This is a genomic window from Streptomyces achromogenes subsp. achromogenes (genome assembly GCF_000720835.1).
In the GTDB taxonomy this organism is placed as follows: domain Bacteria; phylum Actinomycetota; class Actinomycetes; order Streptomycetales; family Streptomycetaceae; genus Streptomyces; species Streptomyces achromogenes.
Genome location: NZ_JODT01000013.1, coordinates 51,012 through 70,265, shown reverse-complemented (window position 1 = coordinate 70,265; position 19,254 = coordinate 51,012). Strand labels below are relative to the sequence as shown.

At 73.1% G+C, this 19,254-nt stretch carries 15 protein-coding genes; 6 read left to right on the top strand and 9 right to left on the bottom strand.

Going from position 1 to position 19,254, the window contains the following annotated elements:
- Positions 1-179: 179 nt before the first annotated feature.
- A complete protein-coding gene (locus tag IH25_RS0114800) occupies positions 180-1,403 on the top strand; it encodes a trypsin-like serine peptidase (protein WP_030608972.1) in 1,224 nt (407 codons plus the stop codon).
- A gap of 90 nt (positions 1,404-1,493) precedes the next feature.
- On the opposite strand, the gene hflX is transcribed toward IH25_RS0114800, so the two are convergent.
- The 6 genes from hflX to miaA all read right to left on the bottom strand — a co-directional run bounded on the left by hflX (position 1,494) and on the right by miaA (position 10,023).
- Positions 1,494-2,981, bottom strand: coding sequence for a GTPase HflX (gene hflX / locus IH25_RS0114795; protein WP_030608970.1), 1,488 nt, complete (start codon positions 2,979-2,981; stop codon positions 1,494-1,496).
- A 160-nt stretch (positions 2,982-3,141) separates the two neighbouring features.
- Positions 3,142-4,707, bottom strand: coding sequence for a M1 family metallopeptidase (locus tag IH25_RS0114790; RefSeq protein WP_107058382.1), 1,566 nt, complete (start codon positions 4,705-4,707; stop codon positions 3,142-3,144).
- A gap of 169 nt (positions 4,708-4,876) precedes the next feature.
- Positions 4,877-7,129 (bottom strand): RelA/SpoT family protein, encoded by a 2,253-nt coding sequence (locus IH25_RS0114785; protein ID WP_030608966.1) that lies wholly within the window; start codon positions 7,127-7,129, stop codon positions 4,877-4,879.
- A 185-nt stretch (positions 7,130-7,314) separates the two neighbouring features.
- Positions 7,315-8,184 carry a diaminopimelate epimerase gene (dapF, locus tag IH25_RS0114780; protein WP_030608964.1) on the bottom strand — a complete coding sequence of 290 codons (870 nt, stop codon included), beginning with the start codon at positions 8,182-8,184 and terminating at the stop codon, positions 7,315-7,317.
- Between the two features lie 52 nt (positions 8,185-8,236).
- Positions 8,237-8,716: a hypothetical protein gene (locus IH25_RS0114775; protein WP_030608962.1), complete on the bottom strand. Its 480-nt coding sequence runs from the start codon at positions 8,714-8,716 to the stop codon at positions 8,237-8,239.
- Between the two features lie 368 nt (positions 8,717-9,084).
- Entirely contained in the window at positions 9,085-10,023 is a 939-nt protein-coding gene (miaA, locus tag IH25_RS0114770) for a tRNA (adenosine(37)-N6)-dimethylallyltransferase MiaA (protein ID WP_030608960.1), read from the bottom strand.
- Between the two features lie 232 nt (positions 10,024-10,255).
- On the opposite strand from miaA, the gene IH25_RS0114765 reads away from it, so the two are divergent.
- Entirely contained in the window at positions 10,256-10,549 is a 294-nt protein-coding gene (locus tag IH25_RS0114765; protein ID WP_030608958.1) for an antitoxin, read from the top strand.
- A gap of 6 nt (positions 10,550-10,555) precedes the next feature.
- Here the strand turns inward: IH25_RS0114765 and IH25_RS0114760 are convergent, their stop codons facing one another.
- Both IH25_RS0114760 and miaB read right to left on the bottom strand, forming a co-directional pair.
- On the bottom strand, positions 10,556-11,269 hold the full coding sequence (locus IH25_RS0114760) for a class III extradiol dioxygenase subunit B-like domain-containing protein (protein WP_030608955.1): 714 nt from the start codon (positions 11,267-11,269) through the stop codon (positions 10,556-10,558).
- Positions 11,270-11,524: 255 nt separating this feature from the next.
- Positions 11,525-13,054, bottom strand: coding sequence for a tRNA (N6-isopentenyl adenosine(37)-C2)-methylthiotransferase MiaB (gene miaB / locus IH25_RS0114755; protein ID WP_030608953.1), 1,530 nt, complete (start codon positions 13,052-13,054; stop codon positions 11,525-11,527).
- Between the two features lie 440 nt (positions 13,055-13,494).
- Here miaB and IH25_RS0114750 point away from each other — a divergent pair, with 440 nt between their 5' ends.
- Positions 13,495-14,016: a regulator component gene (locus IH25_RS0114750; protein WP_030608948.1), complete on the top strand. Its 522-nt coding sequence runs from the start codon at positions 13,495-13,497 to the stop codon at positions 14,014-14,016.
- Complete coding sequence (locus tag IH25_RS0114745; RefSeq protein WP_245172792.1) at positions 14,003-15,175, top strand: MAB_1171c family putative transporter; 1,173 nt, start codon at positions 14,003-14,005, stop codon at positions 15,173-15,175. The genes IH25_RS0114750 and IH25_RS0114745 overlap by 14 nt, the downstream gene beginning before the upstream one ends.
- Positions 15,176-15,265: 90 nt before the next feature.
- On the opposite strand, the gene IH25_RS0114740 is transcribed toward IH25_RS0114745, so the two are convergent.
- Positions 15,266-16,084 carry an SDR family NAD(P)-dependent oxidoreductase gene (locus IH25_RS0114740; RefSeq protein WP_030608941.1) on the bottom strand — a complete coding sequence of 273 codons (819 nt, stop codon included), beginning with the start codon at positions 16,082-16,084 and terminating at the stop codon, positions 15,266-15,268.
- 541 nt (positions 16,085-16,625) lie between these two features.
- Here IH25_RS0114740 and IH25_RS0114735 point away from each other — a divergent pair.
- A complete protein-coding gene (locus IH25_RS0114735) occupies positions 16,626-17,648 on the top strand; it encodes a LacI family DNA-binding transcriptional regulator (protein WP_030608937.1) in 1,023 nt (340 codons plus the stop codon).
- Between the two features lie 438 nt (positions 17,649-18,086).
- Positions 18,087-19,214 (top strand): GH12 family glycosyl hydrolase domain-containing protein, encoded by a 1,128-nt coding sequence (locus IH25_RS0114730; RefSeq protein ID WP_030608936.1) that lies wholly within the window; start codon positions 18,087-18,089, stop codon positions 19,212-19,214.
- Positions 19,215-19,254 lie beyond the last annotated feature (40 nt).

The window sequence follows — 19,254 nt, the reverse complement described above, 5'->3', positions numbered from 1 at the left end:
CTGTTCAGGCGGCCTGTGACGGAACCGTTGCCGTCCGGGCAGAACTCCCCCACAGCGACCGCATAGTGTGTGATGCCGTTCCCAGAAGGTCGCGGAACCGGCGTGAACCCTCCATGGGTTGGCCGCCGGTGCCGGGGCCGAAGCGCCGAGTTCCTTTCACAGCAAGGGGAGTCAAGACCATGCGATCCATACGGCCGTCGTTCACCGCTCGGCGAGGAAGGGGCGGTCGCCGCACCTCGGCCTCGCTGACGGCGGTCGCCCTCGTCTCGGCGCTGGCGCTGACCGCCACCGCCTGTGACAGCGGCGGTGCCGACGACGGCAACCCGGGCGCCAACGCGAGCGCGGCGGGCTCCCGTGACGGAAAGATCCGTATCCCCGACGACCTCAAGCGCAGGCTCAAGGAACACGGGATCGACATCGACAAGTGGAAGAACGGCGCCTGGAAGGACTGGAACAAGGACGACTGGCTGCGCGAGGCCAACGACTTCATCAACCCGGTCATCAACGGTCTGTGGGACCCGGACCGGATGCGGGAGGCCGAGGAGCCGGACCAGGGCGTCGACGACAACGACCTCTCCGGTGACCAGGGGGTGACGGACCCGACGCCGCAGCCGGTGAAGGCGCGGGCGGTCGACGCGCCGTACCACGCCAACGCGGCCACGTCGGGCAAGCTGCTCTTCGACTCGCCCGAGGGCACCATGGTCTGCTCGGCGACGGTCGTGCGGGACCCGGCGCACCCGGGCAAGTCGAACCTGGTCTGGACGGCCGGTCACTGTGTGCACGCCGGCAAGAAGGGCGGCTGGTACCGCAACCTCGCCTTCGTGCCGTCGTACAACGACCAGGCCCTGTCGGCGGCCGCGCTGCAGAACGCGAGCCGGTCCCAGGTCGCCCCGTACGGCGTGTGGTGGGCGGACGCGGCGAAGACCTCGCAGCAGTGGATCAGCGAGGGCGGCAAGACCGGCGGTGCCGGTGCCGCGTACGACTTCGCCGTCATCCATGTGACGCCGGAGCAGGGCGGTGACGGCAAGTCGCTGGAGGAGACGGTCGGCGGAGCGCTGCCGGTGGACTTCGACGCGCCGGCCGTGGCTAACGTGGGCAGCGTGACGGCGTCCGGTTACCCGGCGGCGGCGCCGTACGACGGCGGGCTGCTGTACCAGTGCCAGGACGAGCCGGGCCGGCTCTCCCTGGAGCGGTCCGACCCGACGATGTACCGGATCGGCTGCACGATGACCGGTGGTTCGTCCGGCGGCGGCTGGGTGGAGACCGGCGCCGACGGCAAGCCCGCGCTGGTGTCCAACACGTCCATCGGCCCGGTGAACGCGGGCTGGCTGGCCGGTCCCCGGCTGGGCGAGGTGGCCAAGGGCGTGTACGAGTCGGTGAGCGAGCAGTTCGCCGGGCGGTGAGCGTGACACCGCGGTGAACGTGACACCGCGCTGAGCGTGACGAGGGCCCGTCACCCCGGGTGGGGTGACGGGCCCTCGCGGCGCCGTGGGTCAGGCGGAGACCGGCGTGTACGGCGCCAGGTCCGACGCCAGTTCCTCGTGCACCCGGACCTTGAGCAGGGTGCCCTCCGCGGTGTGCTCCTCGGAGAGGACCTCGCCCTCGGCGTGCGCACGGGCGACCAGCTTGCCGTGGGTGTACGGCACGAGCGCCGTGATCTCGACCGCGGGGCGGGGCAGCTCGTCGTCGATCCGGGCGAGCAGCTCCGCGATGCCCTGGCCGGTGCGCGCCGAGACGGCGATCGAGCGCTTCTCGACCCGCAGCAGCCGCTGGAGCACCAGCGGGTCGGCCGCGTCCGCCTTGTTGATCACGACGATCTCGGGCACGTCGGTGGCGCCGACGTCCCGGATCACCTCGCGCACGGCGGCGAGCTGCTCCTCCGGGTTCGGGTGCGAGCCGTCCACCACGTGCAGGATCAGGTCGGAGTCGCCGACCTCCTCCATGGTGGAGCGGAACGCCTCGACCAGGTGGTGCGGCAGGTGCCGGACGAAGCCGACGGTGTCGGCCAGCGTGTACAGCCGGCCGCCCGGGGTCTCGGCCCGGCGGACGGTCGGGTCCAGGGTCGCGAACAGGGCGTTCTCGACCAGGACGCCGGCGCCCGTGAGGCGGTTGAGCAGGGAGGACTTGCCGGCGTTGGTGTAGCCCGCGATGGCCACGGACGGCACCTTGTTGCGCCGGCGCTCCTGGCGCTTGACCTCGCGGCCGGTCTTCATGTCCGCGATCTCCCGGCGCATCTTCGCCATCTTCTCGCGGATCCGGCGCCGGTCCGTCTCGATCTTGGTCTCACCGGGGCCACGCGTGGCAAGGCCGCCGCGACCGCCACCCATCTGCCGGGACAGCGACTGACCCCAGCCGCGCAGCCGCGGCAGCATGTACTGCATCTGCGCGAGCGCGACCTGCGCCTTGCCCTCGCGGGACTTGGCGTGCTGGGCGAAGATGTCCAGGATCAGGGCCGTACGGTCGATGACCTTGACCTTGACCACGTCCTCCAGCTGGATCAGCTGGCCCGGGCTGAGCTCGCCATCGCAGATGACGGTGTCGGCGCCCGTTTCGAGGACGATGTCACGCAGCTCGGCGGCCTTGCCGGAGCCGATGTAGGTGGCCGCGTCGGGCTTGTCGCGGCGCTGGATGACGCCGTCGAGCACGAGCGCGCCCGCGGTCTCGGCGAGGGCGGCCAGCTCCGCGAGGGAGTTGTCGGCGTCCTGCGCGGTGCCGGTGGTCCACACGCCGACGAGCACGACCCGCTCCAGGCGGAGCTGGCGGTACTCGACCTCGGTGACGTCTTCCAGCTCGGTGGACAGGCCCACCACACGGCGCAGGGCCGCGCGCTCGGAGCGGTCGAACTGGTCGCCGTCCCGCTCGCCGTCGATCTCGTGGCTCCAGGCGACGTCCTCTTCCATCAGGGCATCGGCCCGAAGGCCCTCGGGATAGGCGTGCGCGAGGCGCTTGGTGTCCTGGGAAGGGGAAGAAGAGGAGGTCATTGGATCCTTACGTCGATGGGGTGGCCGTTGCGGCGCCGGTACGGCGGTTCTACCCGGCCGTTCGCCTTGTTCAACGTACGGGTACCCCGGGAGATTCCCGTGTCCCGTACGTGCGCCGACCCGTAGATGGTCGCACGGGACGGCACGTCTCGTCATCGGGTTATCGCTTCAGGTGGGGCTCGGCCGCCTTGGGCGCCGCGGTCGGCTTCCAGTCCGGGTGGCCGGGCATCGGCGGGGTCTTCTCGTCGTACAGCCAGGGCCGCAGGAAGCCGTCGAGGTCGCGGCCGGCGACGGCCGAGGCCAGCCGGACGAAGTCGGCGGTGCCGGCGGTGGCGTCGCGGTGCCGCTGGACCCAGAGCCGCTCCAGCCGTTCGAAGGCCGGGCGGCCGATCTCCTGCCGCAGGGCGTAGAGGATGAGGGCGGCGCCGTCGTAGACGTTGGGCCGGAAGAGGTCGATCTTCTGGCCGGGGGCGGGCGGCTTGGGCCGGGCGGGCGGGCCGCCGGCCGCGCGCCAGCGGTCGGAGGCGCCGTACGCGGCCTTCATCCGCGCCTCCAACGGCCGGTTCGCCCTCTCCTCGCTGTACAGGGCCTCGTACCAGGTGGCGTGTCCCTCGTTCAGCCAGACGTCGGACCAGGCGCGCGGGGTGACGCTGTCGCCGAACCACTGGTGGGACAGCTCGTGCACCATGATCGACTCCAGGTACCACTCGGGGTAGCCGGGCTCGGTGAACAGGCTCTTCTCGAAGAGGGAGAGGGTCTGGGTCTCGAGTTCGAAGCCCGTGGACGCCTGTGCCATGAGCACGCCATAGGTTTCGAAGGGGTACCGGCCGACCTTGCTCTCCATCCAGGCGACCTGGTCCGGCGTCTTCGCCAGCCAGGGTTCGAGGGCCTCGCGGTCGGCGGCGGGGACGACGTCGCGCAGGGCCAGCCCGTGCGGCCCCTCGCGGCGGACCACGGCGGAGCGGCCGATGGAGACCTGGGCGAGTTCGGTGGCCATGGGGTGCCGGGTGCGGTAGGCCCAGGTGGTGGTGGCACCGTTGCGGTCGGTTCCGGTGGGCAGGCCGTTGGCGACGACCGTGTAGGCCTTGGGCGCGGTGACCCGGAAGCTGAACATCGCCTTGTCGGACGGGTGGTCGTTGCAGGGGAACACCAGGTGGGCGGCGTCGGCCTGGTTCGTCATGGCGAGGCCGTCGGCGGTGCGCACCCAGCCGCCCTGCCGGTCCTCGCCGTAGACGGGGTCGCTGGTGTGCCGCACGGTGATCCGGAACCAGCGGCCCTCGACGAGCGGGTGGCGCGGGGTGACGACCAGGTCCTCGCCGGCACTGGTGAACCCGGCCGGGAGTCCGTCGATCTCGACCGAGCGGACGGTGCCGTGCGTGAAGTCGAGGTTGACGCGCTCCAGGTCGGCGGTGGTCCTGGCGTCGATGGTGGTCACGGCCTCCAGCGGCTTGTCCTGGGCGGTGTAGGTGAAGTCCAGGGCGTACGAGGCGACGTCGTAGCCGGGGTTGCCCAGGTACGGGAAGAGCCGGTCGCCGACACCGAGGGGCTCGGCCGGGGCCGCGGCGGCGACGAGGCAGAGCGAGACGGCGGAGGCCAGCAGGGCCGCCTTGCGGTACCGGTGCCTTCCGGTCCGGGCGGAGCCGGGCTCGCCCGGGGACGGGAAGTGGTGCGGGGAGGTCTCGGACCGGAGCCGGGGGCGGAGACGGAAGCGGGGGTTGAGCGGCATGGACCACCGCTACCAGGGCGGACCCGCCGCGCGGCGGCGACGCGCGTCCGGCCCACTCGAACGGGTAGCCCGGACGCGGTCGTCAGGGGGCGGTGCGCCGGACGCGCGTCGCCGGGACCGGGACAACGTCGGCCGGCCGGGCGGGGGGGGCGGTCGGGGCCCGGTGCCGTCAGGAGGCCGGTGGCTGGTGCTGGGCGCGGCCCACGTCGTACACCCCCGGTACGTCCCGCATGGCGCGCATCAGGGCCGGGAGGTGGGAGGCGTCGGGGAGCTGGAGGGTGTAGGTGTGGCGCACCCGCTGCTGGCTGGGGGGCTCGACGGTGGCGGAGACGATCTCGGCGCCCGCCAGGGCGATGGCCTCGGTGAGGTCGGCGAGCAGATGGGGGCGGCCGAACGATTCAGCGATCAGGGTGACCCGGCACTCGGCGGTGTCCCCCCAGCGCACGCCGATCTCCGCGCGCCCCAGGCTCTTCATGCGTGCCACCGCCGCGCACTCCGCGCGGTGCACGGTCACCACTCCCCCGCGCACCGCGAACCCGGTGATCTCGTCCGGTGGTACGGGCGTACAGCACCCGGCGAGCCGTACGGCGGCGCCGGGCCGGTCCGCGAGGACGTCGGCGCGCCGGGGGCGCGGGGCGTCCGCGGGGGTGGCGGCCGTGGCCTCCCGGGCGTGGGCCGCGGTCCCGCCGTCCCGGGCCGCGGTCGCGCGGGCCGGGGCGGAGTCCCGGTCGCCCGGCCCGGCCGCGCCGGCGTCGTCGCCGGTGCCGCCGCCGGGGTGGGTGGCGAGCCAGCGCTGGATGGCGATGCGGGCGGCCGGTGTGTGGGCGTGGTCCAGCCATTCCCGGGACGGCTCGGAGGCGGGGTCCTGGCCCATCAGGAGCTGGACGGTGTCGCCGTCGCGCAGGACCGTGCTGAGGGTGGCGAGCCGGCCGTTGACGCGGGCGCCGATACAGGCGTGCGCGTCCTCGCCGTACTGCGCGTAGGCGGCGTCCACGCAGGTGGCTCCCTCGGGCAGGCCGAGCGTGCCGCCGTCGGGGCGGAAGACGGTGATCTCGCGGTCCTGCGCGAGGTCCTCGCGCAGGGTGGACCAGAAGTGGTCGGGGTCGGGGGCGGCCCGCTGCCAGTCGAGGAGACGGGAGAGCCAGCCGGGACGGGTGGGGTCGACCCGCTCGCCCTCGGCCGGGGACGCGTCGTGCGCGGGGGCGTCGGAGGCCCCGGACTCGGGGGCGGGCGCGTACGGGTTGCCGAGGGCCACGACACCGGCCTCGGCGACCTTGTGCATCTGGTGGGTACGGATGAGGACCTCGACCATCTGGCCGTCGGGCCGGGCGACCGCGGTGTGCAGGGACTGGTAGAGGTTGAACTTCGGTACGGCGATGAAGTCCTTGAACTCGGAGACCACCGGTGTCAGACAGGTGTGCAGTTCGCCGAGGACGGCGTAACAGTCCGCGTCCTCGTTCACCAGCACCAGCAGGCGGCCGAAGTCCGTGCCGCGCAGCCGGCCGCGCTTGCGGGCCACCCGGTGGACGGAGACGAAGTGCCGGGGGCGGATGAGGACCTCGGCCGGGATGTCGGCCTCGCGCAGCACCCCGCGCACCTCTTCGGCGACCTCGGCGAGCGGGTCGCCGGGGCGGGCGGCGTTCTTGGCGATCAGGTCGCGGGTGCGGGCGTACTCCTCGGGGTGGAGGACGGCGAAGACCAGGTCCTCCAGCTCGGTCTTGAGGGCCTGCACGCCGAGGCGCTCGGCGAGCGGGATGAGGACGTCACGGGTGACCTTGGCGATCCGGGCCTGTTTCTCGGGGCGCATCACACCGAGGGTGCGCATGTTGTGCAGGCGGTCGGCGAGTTTGATCGACATCACGCGCACGTCGTTGCCGGTGGCGACGAGCATCTTGCGGAAGGTCTCCGGTTCGGCGGCGGCTCCGTAGTCGACCTTCTCCAGTTTCGTGACGCCGTCGACCAGGTAACGCACCTCCTCGCCGAACTGCTCCCGCACCTGTTCGAGCGTCACATCGGTGTCCTCGACCGTGTCGTGCAGCAGAGAGGCCGTCAGGGTCGTGGTCTCCGCGCCGAGTTCGGCGAGGATCAGGGTCACGGCGAGCGGGTGCGTGATGTACGGCTCGCCGCTCTTGCGCATCTGGCCGCGGTGCGAGGACTCGGCCAAAACGTAAGCGCGGCGCAGGGGTTCGATGTCGGCGTCGGGGTAATGGGCGCGGTGCGCCTCCACCACATGGCCGATGGCGTCGGGCAGTTTGTCGCGGGTGGCGGAGCCGAGCAGCGCGGCGCGGCCGAGGCGGCGCAGGTCGATCCGGGGGCGCGCCTTTCTGCGCGGCGCCGCGGGCGCCGCGGACGCGGTGAGCGCCTGCGGCACCGGGGGCACCGCCGGACCAGCGGTCGCAGGGTTCGTGGCCTCCGCACTCATGGGCACCTCCGGCTCGTGGACCGGCGGACGGAGTCCCGGGGCACACGCGGCTCAGGGTTGGCGGCATTCCCCCGTCCGTGCCGGTGCTTGATGCTACCGAGCCCGTCGGCCCCGACCGACCGCCTCCGGGCGAGCGTGAAACGGATCACCCATTCGAGCGACGAAATCGAGGTTTAAGTTTTCGGTCAGTCGAGAGTCTGCGCCATCCAGTCGGCGTCGATCTCGCCCTCGGCGACGATCACGGCCGGTCCGGTCATCTCGATCTCGCCGTCCGGCCGCTCGGTGATGACCAGGCGTCCGCCGGGCACGTCGACGGTGTACGTGGCCGGGGTGCCGGTGACGGCCGGGTCGGCGCCGTCCCGGCGGGCGGCGGCCACGGCGACGGCGCACGCGCCCGTGCCGCACGAGCGGGTCTCGCCGGAGCCGCGCTCGTGCACCCGCATGGCGACGTGGCGGGGGCCCCGGTCGACGACGAACTCGACGTTCACGCCGTCCGGGTAGGCGCTCGCCGGGCTGACCGGCGGTGCGGTGCGCAGATCGCCGGCGTGCGCCAGGTCGGCCACGAAGGCCACCGCGTGCGGGTTGCCCATGTTGACGTTGCGCGCGGGCCAGCTGCGCTCGCCGACGGCCACCGTGACGTCCCCTTCGGGGAGGCGGGCGCGGCCCATGCCGATCGTGATGTCACCGTTCTTCGCGATGTGGACGGTCTTCACGCCCGCGCGCGTGGCGATCGCGACATCACCTTCGGACACGAGTCCGGCGTGCTGGAGGTAGCGCGCGAAGACACGGGAGCCGTTGCCGCACATCTCGGCGATCGAGCCGTCGCCGTTGCGGTAGTCCATGAACCACTCGGCCTCGCCGGCCATCGCCCGGGCCTCCGGGTGCGCCGCGGACCGTACGACGTGCAGCACGCCGTCGCCTCCGATGCCCGCCCGGCGGTCGCACAGCGCGGCCACGGCGGCCGGGGACAGGTCGAGGGCGTTCTCCGGGTCCGGGACGATCACGAAGTCGTTCTCCGTGCCGTGACCCTTGAGGAAGGCGATCCGTGTGCTCATTCCTCGATCGTACGGGAGGGCGCCGACAGCGGGCCGGGGCAGGCCGGGCGGCTCAGCGGAGCCTCGCGACCCGCCAGACGGCGAGGACGACCACCAGGGCCACCAGGAGGACGTAGCCGAGGACGACCCGCCAGTCCGGGCGGCGGCCCGAGCCGCGCGGGGGCAGGCCCGGCCAGGTGTAGCCGACCCGGCGGGCGGCCATCATGCCCCAGCCCGCGGCGCAGGAGCAGATCAGCAGACCGAGCATGGCGATGACCGCGCCGCTGTCGCCGAAGTCGAAGGCGAGCGGGAAGGCGAACATCAGGGAGCCGACGGCGCCGAGGCCCACGATGGGTGCCAGCTGCCAGATGCGCAGCCGGCGCTGCGGGCGCAGTTCGACCTCGACCTCCGGGCCGCCCGGGTACATCTCCTCGGGCGCCGGTCCGTCGGCGGTGACACCGCCCTGGGTGTCGTCGGGGCCGTCGTCGGCGAGACGGCCGTCGGTCAGGCGGTCCGCGGACAGCGGGTCCGCGGACAGCGGGTCCGCGGACAGCGGGTCGGCGGCAAGAGCGTCGACGGCGAGGGGCTCACCGGGGAGGGGGTCCGCCGCCAGGGGGTTTCCGGCCGGATGGTCGTCCGTCGGGCCGGGGCCGGACGGGCTGCCGAGCGGACGGCCGGCGTGGGCCCCGCCCGCGCGGGAGCCGTGCGTCCCGGGGCGGTACTCGTGCGGGTGGTCCGCGCCCGGGCCGGGGTCGTCACTCTCCGCGGTGACGGGCTCGGTGCTTTGTGCGGTGTCGCGAGGGCCGGCCTCCATCGCCACGCGCCCTCCCAACTAGGCTCCACTTGGTCGATCGAAGCTCGATGATGGCACGGCGCCACAGGCCGCGATGACCGGCGGCGCATCCCGATGCCATGACGTGATCAGGCTGTAACCGGTCGTTCGACCAACGCCAGGGCCTGCTGCGGAAGTTCCCCGCGATCGGCGGCGGCCCCACTCAACCAGTGCACCCTGGGGTCCCGCCTGAACCACGCATCCTGGCGGCGCGCGAAGCGCTTGGTGGCACGCACGGTCTCGGCCCGCGCTTCCGCTTCGGTGCACTCCCCGGCCAGCGCCGCGAGTACCTGCTGGTAGCCGAGCGCGCGCGAGGCCGTGCGCCCCTCGCGCAGCCCCTGCGCCGCAAGTGCGCGCACCTCGTCCACGAGGCCCGCCTCCCACATCCGGTCCACGCGCCGCGCGATGCGGTCGTCCAATTCCGGACGGGCGACGTCGACGCCGATCTGGAGGGTGTCGTACACCGATTCGTGGCCCGGCAGATTGGCCGTGAAGGGCCGGCCGGTGATCTCGATCACCTCCAGCGCGCGGACGATCCGGCGGCCGTTGCCCGGCAGGATCGCGCGGCCGGCCTCGGGGTCGGCGGCGGCCAGCCGGGCGTGCAGGGCGCCCGGGCCGCGCAGCGCCAGCTCCTCCTCCAGCCGGGCCCGGACCTCCGGGTCGGTGCCGGGGAACTCCAGGTTGTCGACGGCTCCCCGCACGTAGAGGCCGGAGCCGCCGACCAGGATGGGCCAGCGGCCCTCGGCGAGCAGTGCGTCGATCCGCGCGCGGGCCAGCTTCTGGTACTCGGCGACCGAGGCGGCGACCGTCACGTCCCAGATGTCCAGCAGGTGGTGCGGGACACCGCCGCGCTCCTCGGGCGTCAGCTTGGCGGTACCGATGTCCATCCCCCGGTACAACTGCATGGAGTCGGCGTTGACGACCTCGCCGCCGAGTTGCTGGGCCAGGAAGACACCGAGATCGGACTTTCCGGCCGCGGTGGGTCCTACGACGGCGATGACACGGGGGGCGACGGGTGCACTGCTCACCGCACCAGTCTCGCAAACGTCCGCGAGACGCCTCGAAGCAGTCGGCCGCCGACGGGCATCACCGCGTACCCGCTGGGTAGGAGCGGGACGACGCGTTGGATCGCCCGCACGAGTACCGTATGGAGTGAATACGGGCACATTTGCCCGGTTTCGCTGCACGGTTTCCCGGCAGGCGGACGGCGCGGTCGGCGAGCAACGTCCGCGGGCAACCCCCGCGAGGGAAGGTGGACCCATGGGTCTGATGGACAACATGAAGGCCAAGCTGGGCCCGGCCAAGGACAAGGTCTCGGACCTCGCTCGGCAGCACGGGGACAAGGTCCAGCACGGGATCGACAAGGCCGCCAAGGCTGTCGACGAGCGGACCAAGGGCAAGTACAGCGACAAGATCCAGGCAGGCACGGGCAAGGCCAAGGAGGCCATGGACCGCCTCGCGCACAAGGACGACCCCACGGCGACTCCCCCGACTGGGCCGGCGCCCGACCCCACGACCCCGACCCGCCCGGAGGGACCGCCGCCGACTTCGTGAGGGAGTTCAGGACCAGGTAACGACCAGATACCCCACCCCGTACGGCGCGTCCTCGTAGAGCAGCGTGCCGGTGAGGTGGGTGTCGTGCGCCGCGCCGGCGAGGATCTGCCAGGGGGCGCGGCCGGCGGCCTTCAGTTCGCGCGCGAGCACCGGGTCCAGCGCCCGCAGGGCCGCCACGTCGGCGGCTCCGAGCGCCCGTGCCGCCTCCGCGTCGAAGGGTGCCGCGCGCTCGTCCAGGTACCCGGGCGCCTTGAGGGTGCGGCAGGCGCTGGCGTCCCCCATCACCAGCAGCGCCACCCGGCCGGCCCGGCCGGCCAGCTCCCGGCCGGTCTCGGCGCACCGCTCGGGCTCCAGTGTGTCGGCGACGCCGAGCCCTTCGACGGGGGCGTCCGCCCAGCCGGTCCGCTCCAGCAGCCAGGCGCCGACGGCCAGCGAGACGGGCAGTTCCCGCTCCGGGGCGGCGCCGGTGACCGGCCCCAGGTGTACGTCGACGTCGACCCCGAACCCGCGGAACGTGCCCGGGGTGCCCTGCGGGAACGGGCCGCGCCCGCCCGGCTCGGCGGTGCCGACGACCACCAGCAGGTCGGGGCGGGCGGCGGCCAGCACGCCGAGGGCGTCCGAGCAGGCCGCGCGGGCGGCGTCCAGTTCTGGTGCGGCACCCGCGGCGACCTCGGGCACGAGCAGCGGAGGGCAGGGGCAGACTGCGGCGGCGACAAGCATGGTCGGCAGGTTAACTCCCCGCCCGGACCGGCCAAGCGCCACCCTCGGTCACCGAGGGTGCACGGCCCGGATGCCCGGACACCCGCAGGGGGCTCGGACGCCCGGACACCCGTAGGGGCTCGGACGCCCGGGTACCCGTACGACTCCAGGCGCGCGGCGACCCGTACGACCTACTCCACGCGCGCGGAGACCTGTACGACTTCAGGCGCCCGGCCCCCGTACGACCCCGGTCCTCGGCCCTTGCGCCGGCAGGGCTCAGTCGCAGCCGCAGCCGCTGCCCGCCGACACCGGGAGCGGCTCGGGTGCGCCGATCTTCGGCAGGCCCAGCATCACCCCCGCCGGCTTGGCGGTCTGCGCCGCGTTGCGCTTCTCCCAGGCGTCGCCCGCGCGCGTGCGGCGCACGGCGAGTACGGGGCCCTCGGCGAGGAGGTGGTGCGGGGCGGCGTAGGTGACCTCGACGGTGACCACGTCGCCGGGGCGGACCTCCTGGTCGGGCTTGGTGAAGTGGACCAGGCGGTTGTCGGGGGCGCGGCCGGAGAGGCGGTGGGTGGCGCCGTCCTTGCGGCCCTCGCCCTCGGCGACCATCAGCTCCAGCGTGCGGCCGACCTGCTTCTTGTTCTCCTCCCAGGAGATCTCCTCCTGGAGGGCGACCAGCCGCTCGTAACGCGCCTGGACGACCTCCTTGGGGATCTGGTTCTCCATGGTCGCGGCGGGGGTGCCGGGGCGCTTGGAGTACTGGAAGGTGAACGCCTGGGCGAACCGGGCCTCGCGGACGACGTGCAGCGTCTGCTCGAAGTCCTCCTCGGTCTCGCCGGGGAAGCCCACGATGATGTCGGTGGTGATCGCGGCGTGCGGGATGGCGGCCCGTACCTTCTCGATGATCCCCAGGTACCGCTCCTGGCGGTAGGAACGGCGCATCGCCTTCAGGACCGTGTCCGAACCGGACTGGAGCGGCATGTGCAGCTGGGGCATGACGTTCGGGGTCTCGGCCATGGCCGCGATCACGTCGTCCGTGAAGTCGCGCGGGTGCGGGGAGGTGAAGCGGACCCGCTCCAGGCCCTCGATCTTCCCGCAGGCGCGCAGCAGCTTGCTGAAGGCCTCGCGGTCGCCGATGTCGGAGCCGTAGGCGTTGACGTTCTGGCCGAGCAGCGTGATCTCCGAGACGCCCTCGCCGACGAGGGTCTCGATCTCGGCCAGGATGTCGCCGGGGCGGCGGTCCTTCTCCTTGCCGCGCAGCGCCGGGACGATGCAGAAGGTGCAGGTGTTGTTGCAGCCGACGGAGATCGACACCCAGGCCGCGTAGGCGCTCTCGCGGCGGGTCGGCAGCGTGGAGGGGAACGCCTCCAGGGACTCGGCGATCTCCACCTGCGCCTCTTCCTGGACGCGGGCGCGCTCCAGCAGGACGGGCAGCTTGCCGATGTTGTGCGTGCCGAAGACGACGTCCACCCAGGGCGCCTTCTTCACGATGGTGTCGCGGTCCTTCTGCGCGAGACAGCCGCCGACCGCGATCTGCATGCCGGGGCGGGACGCCTTCTTCGGCGCGAGCCGGCCGAGGTTGCCGTAGAGCCGGTTGTCGGCGTTCTCCCGGACCGCGCAGGTGTTGAAGACGACGACGTCCGCGTCCCCGTCCGCGCCCTCGGGGGCCCGCACGTATCCGGCCTCTTCGAGCAGCCCGGCCAATCGCTCGGAGTCGTGGACGTTCATCTGGCACCCGTAGGTGCGGATCTCGTAACTCTTGGGGGCGGGAACGTCCACTGCCGGGCTCCGGTCGCTGCTGCTGGTCATGCGTTCCAGGGTAGGCGGTCCGGGGCGGCCGGTGTCCCGGGAGTTCCCAGGTGGCACGGCCGCCCGGCACGGCGGACAGGGAGGATGACACACCCGCCCCGGCACCTGTGACGGCAGTCACAGAGGTTTACCGGAGCCACGTCCGTGAAGGCCGCGAGGGCAGGAGAGGTTTTCCGCCAAAGGGCGTCCGAAAGCCCGGGCAGGCGTGTGCAAAAGGGCGGACGACCTGCTTAGGTGGGTCGGCAGCTTGCCCCCGGGGCACGGCCCGTCTCCGTACCGGCAAAGCCTTCCGGGGCCACACACCGGACCACTTCACCGACGAGGAGGTCTCCGAGCGAGTGAGACGCCTAAGCGAGTCCGCCGTCGCCCCCGACGCGTCCGGGACGGGGAGCCGCCGCAGCCGTTCCGGCCGGTGAGAACAGCGAACGGGGTGACGTCAGGTGAGGAGAACGAGCGAGTACGCGGCGCTGCAGCGCAGGTGTGCCGCGATTCTGCGGGACCTCGGGGTGGATCGGTCGCTCACCCTGGAGGAGCTCCGCGCGCGGGTCGAGGAACTGAGAGGCCGTCCGCTGGTGCTCCGGGAGCTGCCCGAGCAGGCGGCGGCCACCGGGGCGTGCGGGCTGTGGCTGGGCACCGAGGACGCCGACTACGTGTTCTACGAGACCAGGACGGCCCCTCTGCACCAGGAACACATCATCCTGCACGAGATCGGCCATGTGCTGTGCGATCACCACAGGAGCTTCACGGACGACGGTGAGCGGTCGGCCGGCCGGCTCCAGGAGGCTCCCACGCCCCGTCTCGTCAGGCGGCTGATGGCCAGAACCAGCTATACGACCATCGAGGAACAAGAAGCCGAGATGATCGCCAGCCTGATCCAGAGCGCCGGGAAGACCGGCCGGGTGGCGGGTCCCCTGGGACGCCTCGGCGCGTTCCTGGGGGTGACCGCCGATGCCGGTGAGTGAGCTGGCGGCCCGGGTCGGACTGGCCAGCGTCGTCGCTCTGTGGTGCGCCCTCGTCTGGCGGGCGCGCCCGGCGCTGCGCGAGCCGCGGCTGCGCGGGCTGTGGATCACCGTGCTGGCGACGACCACCGCCATCACGCTCTTCCAGCGGTGCGTGGTCAGCGCGCTGACGTCCACCGGCATCGACGTCCACATGGTGTCGCTGGTGCGTAATCTGATCGGCGTCCTCAGCGCGGGACTGGTCCTGCTGTTCGTGGTGGACTGCCGGCGCTCCCCGCGGCTGCGCCGCTCGGTGGTGGCGGGGCTGACGGCGGCCCTGACGGCGCTGCTCGTGATGGATCTGCTGGGGGCCGGTCAGCCGATCGGGGCGGCGTCCGCGCAGCGGCCCGCGTCCGCGACGACCGCCTACTGGCTGATCCTCAGCGTCGCCCACCTGCTCGGCGACGCCGTCGCCGTGGTGGTGTGCTGGCGCTACAGCCTGCGTACGACGGAACGCGACCTGGTGTGGTCGCTGCGGCTGTTCGCGGTGGGCAGCGTCCTCGCCCTGGTCTTCTGGTGCGGCTACCTCGGCCACCTGTACGGCCTCGCCCCGGCCCTGCTGCCCTGGCTGTCCATGGTGATGGGGGCGCACGGCTTCCTGCGGGCGGCGTCGCTGCTGGTGCCCACCGCGACCGCGCTGGCCCGGACGGCGACCGCGCTGCGGACCTCCTGGCGGCTGTGGCCGCTGTGGCGGGACCTGGTGACGGCGGTCCCCCACGTGGCGCTCGCCAGCCCCCGGAGCAGCCGGCTCCAGGAGGTGCTCCGGCCGCGCTACCCACCGGTGCTCAAGGCACACCGGCAGACCATCGAGACGTACGACGCGCTGCTGACGCTCCAGCAGTACGTGCGGCCGGACGCGTACGAGCAGGCGCACCGGCACGCCCGGCGGGCCGGGGTGCCGGAGGACCGCCTCGCCTGCGCGGCACTGGCCGGTGCCGTGGGCCAGGCCCGCCGTGCCGTGCTCGTCGGCGTGCCGCCGTCCGACCCGCACCCGCTGCCCGGGGTGACGCACGGCAGCTCCGAGACCCTGCTGGGAATCGCCCGCATGTGGCCCACCATGACCGACGCGCTCCCCTGCCACGCCCAGCCCTCCGCGGCCGGCAGCCGCGCCGAACCGCGCTGACGGGACCGGGAGCGGCCGGACCGGCGCTGGAGGCGGTCGGTCCGGCCGGAGCGAGTCGGTGGCGCGGGGCTCAGGCGGGCGGAACCGGGCTCAGGCGAGGGTGGTGCCGCGTGGCGTGATCCGGTAGTCGAACCCGAGCGTCCCGGGGTCGAGGGCCGTCGCCCCGCCGTCCACGGTGAGGACCGCTCCGTTGACGTAGGACGCCGCCGGGGACAGCAGCCAGGCGATCGCCTCCGCGACCTCGCGGGGCTCGCCGGGGCGGCCCTGGGGCAGCAGCCTGGTGGCCTCCGCGTAGGCGTCCTCCAGGCCGCCGGGCAGCCGCTCCTCCTCGGCGAAGCGGGCCATGCGCCGGTCGGCCATCTCGGTGCGCACCCATCCCGGGCACACGGTGTTGGCCCGCACACCCTGCCGTCCGTAGTCCACGGCGACGGAACGGCACAGCTGGAGCAGGGCCGCCTTGGAGGTGGCGTACGGGGCGTTGCTCGTGCCGTTGCGCAGCGCGGACACCGAGGCGACGGCGACCACCGCGCCCTTGGACTCCAGCAGGTGCGGGATCGCCGCGCGCAGCAGGAGCAGCGGGCCGGTGAGGTTGGTGCGCATCACGTCGTCCCAGTCGCGCAGCGACATGTCACCGACGGCTCCGCCGCGCCCGATGCCCGCGTTCAGCACCACTCCGTCGAGCCGCCCGTGCGCGTCCAGGGCGGCCCGGACGAGTCCCTCCACCGCGTCGGGGTCCCCGATGTCCGACGGATGCGCCAGCGCGCCGGTCTCCTTCGCGAGACGCTCCAGGGGCTCGGTCCGCCGGCCGGAGACGACCACGTGGTGCCCGGCCTCGGCGAGCAGCCGGGCCGTGGCCTGTCCGATGCCCGAGCCCGCGCCGGTCACGATGACAACCCTCTTGTCCTCCACCAGTTCCGGCCCCTTCCATCAAGATCGACGAGTGCGCCCAGCGGGTCCGAGCTTAGGGCCAGGTGATCTTGGGGTGACGACTTCCGGCCAGCACCCGGGGAGCGGCAGGACACCCCCTCGGTGCGGCCGGTTCGGAGCACCGGCGCCGGTACCCCGGCGTCGCGGGCGGGCGACCCGGGTACGGTGCGGTGCGGTTCTTCGAACGCCCGGCGGCCTGCCGGACACCGGGTCCGGTGACCGCCCGGCCGGCCGTCGCACACCGCGTCCGGTGACCCCGCGGCCCTCCGCCCGGCCCCGGTTCCGACACCGGCACCGGGAGCGCCCGCGTCACCACCGAACCGGCGAGTTCGCGCCGAGTTGGTGGTCCGGACCACCGGGCGTCCGCGGCGGCACCGGACGCGCCGCCGTGCTCCTGGGCAGCGGTCGACGCCGCCGCAGGTCCCCTGCGCGGTGGGCGCCATACCGGTCGTCGTCGGGAGAAGCCGTGCGCGCGATGCCCCCCGACTCGTAAGATCGGGGATCTCGTCGGGGGAGGTGGTCAATGGGCAGGCGGCGCCCTGACACGCCGACACTGGAGGAGGTGGCCGCCCGCGCAGGAGTGGGCCGGGGCACGGTCTCCCGCGTCGTCAACAACGCGGCGGGGGTGAGGGAATCGACCCGCCGGGCCGTGCAGCAGGCCATCGCCGAACTCGGGTACGTGCCCAATCTCGCGGCCCGGACCCTGGCCGGCCGGCGTGCCGACGCGGTGGCGCTGGTCGTGACGGAACCGGACTGGCGGCTGTTCGCGGAGCCCTTCTTCTCGGAGATCGTCAGCTCGCTCGGGGACGCACTGGCCGACACCGGGATGCAGTTGCTGCTGACGATGGTCCGCTCGGACACCGAACGCAAGCGCTTCCTGGAGTACGCGCGCGGCGGCCGGGTCGACGGCGCCCTGCTGGTGTCGGTGCGCGCCGACGACACCCTGCCGGACATGCTCGCCGAGGCCCGGTTGCCGACCGTCATGCTGGGCCGCCGCTCGGGCGACGAACACGTCAGCTACGTCGACGCGGACAACGCCGGCGGCGCCCGCAGCGCGGTCACCCATCTCCTCGCCACGGGCCACAAGGCGATCGCCACGATCACCGGGCCGCTGGACATGTACGTCGCCCAGTCCCGGCTGCGCGGCTACCGGCAAGCCCTCGCGGCGGCCGGGCTGAGCACCGACGAGTCCTGGATCGCCGAGGGCGACTTCACCGAGGAGAGCGGCCGGCGCGCCATGGCCCGGCTGCTCGCGCGGCACCCGGAGATCGACGCGGTGCTCGCCGCGTCGGACACCACGGCGGCCGGTGCGCTGCGCGAGCTGCGCGCGACGGGGCGCCGGGTGCCGGATGACGTCGCCGTCATCGGTTTCGACGACTTCCCGCTGTCCGAACAGACCGAGCCCCGCCTGACCACGGTCCGCCAGCCGCTGGCGGAGATCGGCCGGGCGATGGTCCGGCTGCTGCTGGAGGAACTGGAGGAACCGGCCCTGGCCTGGCGCCATGTCATCCTCCGCACCGAGCTGATACGACGCGACTCGGCCTGACGCCGACGCCGGGCCCCGGACCACGGTGACAGGGCAACGCCGGACGCCCGGGGCTCGCCCCGAGGGCACGGCTGAGCAGCAACGGGGCTGGGCGACCCGACGGCACGGCTGAACGACGGGAGTCCGGCCCAGCGGCACGGCTGGGCAACGGGGACCGCCCGGGAAACCCCGTCGCCCCCATCGCGTAAAACCCCGTCGCCCCACCCCGGAACCGGCCGTCGCCCCCGCTTTCGGGAGCGCTCCCAGCGACCCGCACCCCCGAAACTATCGGCGCACCCCCCGCCTACCTGCGCCTTCGAAACCTCTTCGACACATTGCCGCCCAACACCTTGTCAGGGACATGAACTCTCCCTACAGTCCCTGCCCAACGGAGGTAATGGGAGCGCTCCCATCTGCGCGGGAGCGCTCCCGCATCCGACCGTCCCCGAGAGGACCCGCATGCGACCGTCAACGCACCCCGTCCGTGGAGCGAGTGGTCTGGTCGGCGCGCTGCTCGCCGCGCTCGCCGCACTGGCGGCCCTGCTCACCACGGCCCCGGCGGCCCAGGCCGACACCGCGATCTGCGAACAGTACGGCTCGACGACGATCCAGGGCCGCTACGTCGTCCAGAACAACCGCTGGGGCACCAGCGAGACCCAGTGCATCAACGTCACGGACAGCGGCTTCCGGATCACCCAGGCCGACGGCTCCGTCCCGACGAACGGCGCCCCGAAGTCGTACCCGTCCGTCTTCAACGGCTGCCACTACACCAACTGCTCGCCCGGAACGAACCTTCCGGCCCAGCTCAGCACCATCTCCAGCGCGCCCACCAGCATCTCGTACTCCTACGTGAGCAACGCGGTGTACGACGCGGCGTACGACATCTGGCTCGACCCCACGCCCCGTACCGACGGCGTCAACCGGACCGAGATCATGGTCTGGTTCAACAAGGTGGGCTCGATCCAGCCCGTGGGCTCGCAGGTCGGCACGGCCACCGTGGCCGGGCGCCAGTGGCAGGTGTGGTCCGGCAACAACGGCTCCAACGACGTGCTGTCCTTCGTCGCCCCGTCGGCGATCGGCAGCTGGAGCTTCGACGTCATGGACTTCGCCCGGCAGGCCATCGCCCGCGGGCTGGCGCAGAACAGCTGGTACCTGACGAGCGTGCAGGCCGGCTTCGAGCCCTGGCAGAACGGCGCCGGGCTCGCCGTGAACTCGTTCTCCTCCTCGGTCAACACGGGCGGCAGCGGCCCGGGCGGCCCCGGGACCCCCGCGGCCTGCGAGGTGACGTACGCGACGAGCGTCTGGCCGGGCGGCTTCACCGCCGACGTCACCGTCACCAACACCGCCGCGACCCCGGTCGACGGCTGGCGCCTCGCCTTCACCCTGCCCTCCGGACAGCGCGTCACCAGTGCCTGGAACGCCGGGATCACGCCGTCGTCCGGCGCGGTCACGGCCACCAACCTGGCCCACAACGGGCAGATCGCGGCCGGCGGCCGGGTGACCTTCGGCTTCCAGGGCGCCTACAGCGGCACCTTCGCCAAGCCCGCCGGGTTCAGCCTCAACGGAACCGCCTGCACCACCGCGTGACGCGCTCCCCCGCGTCCCGTCGTCCCCCACGCACCCAGCC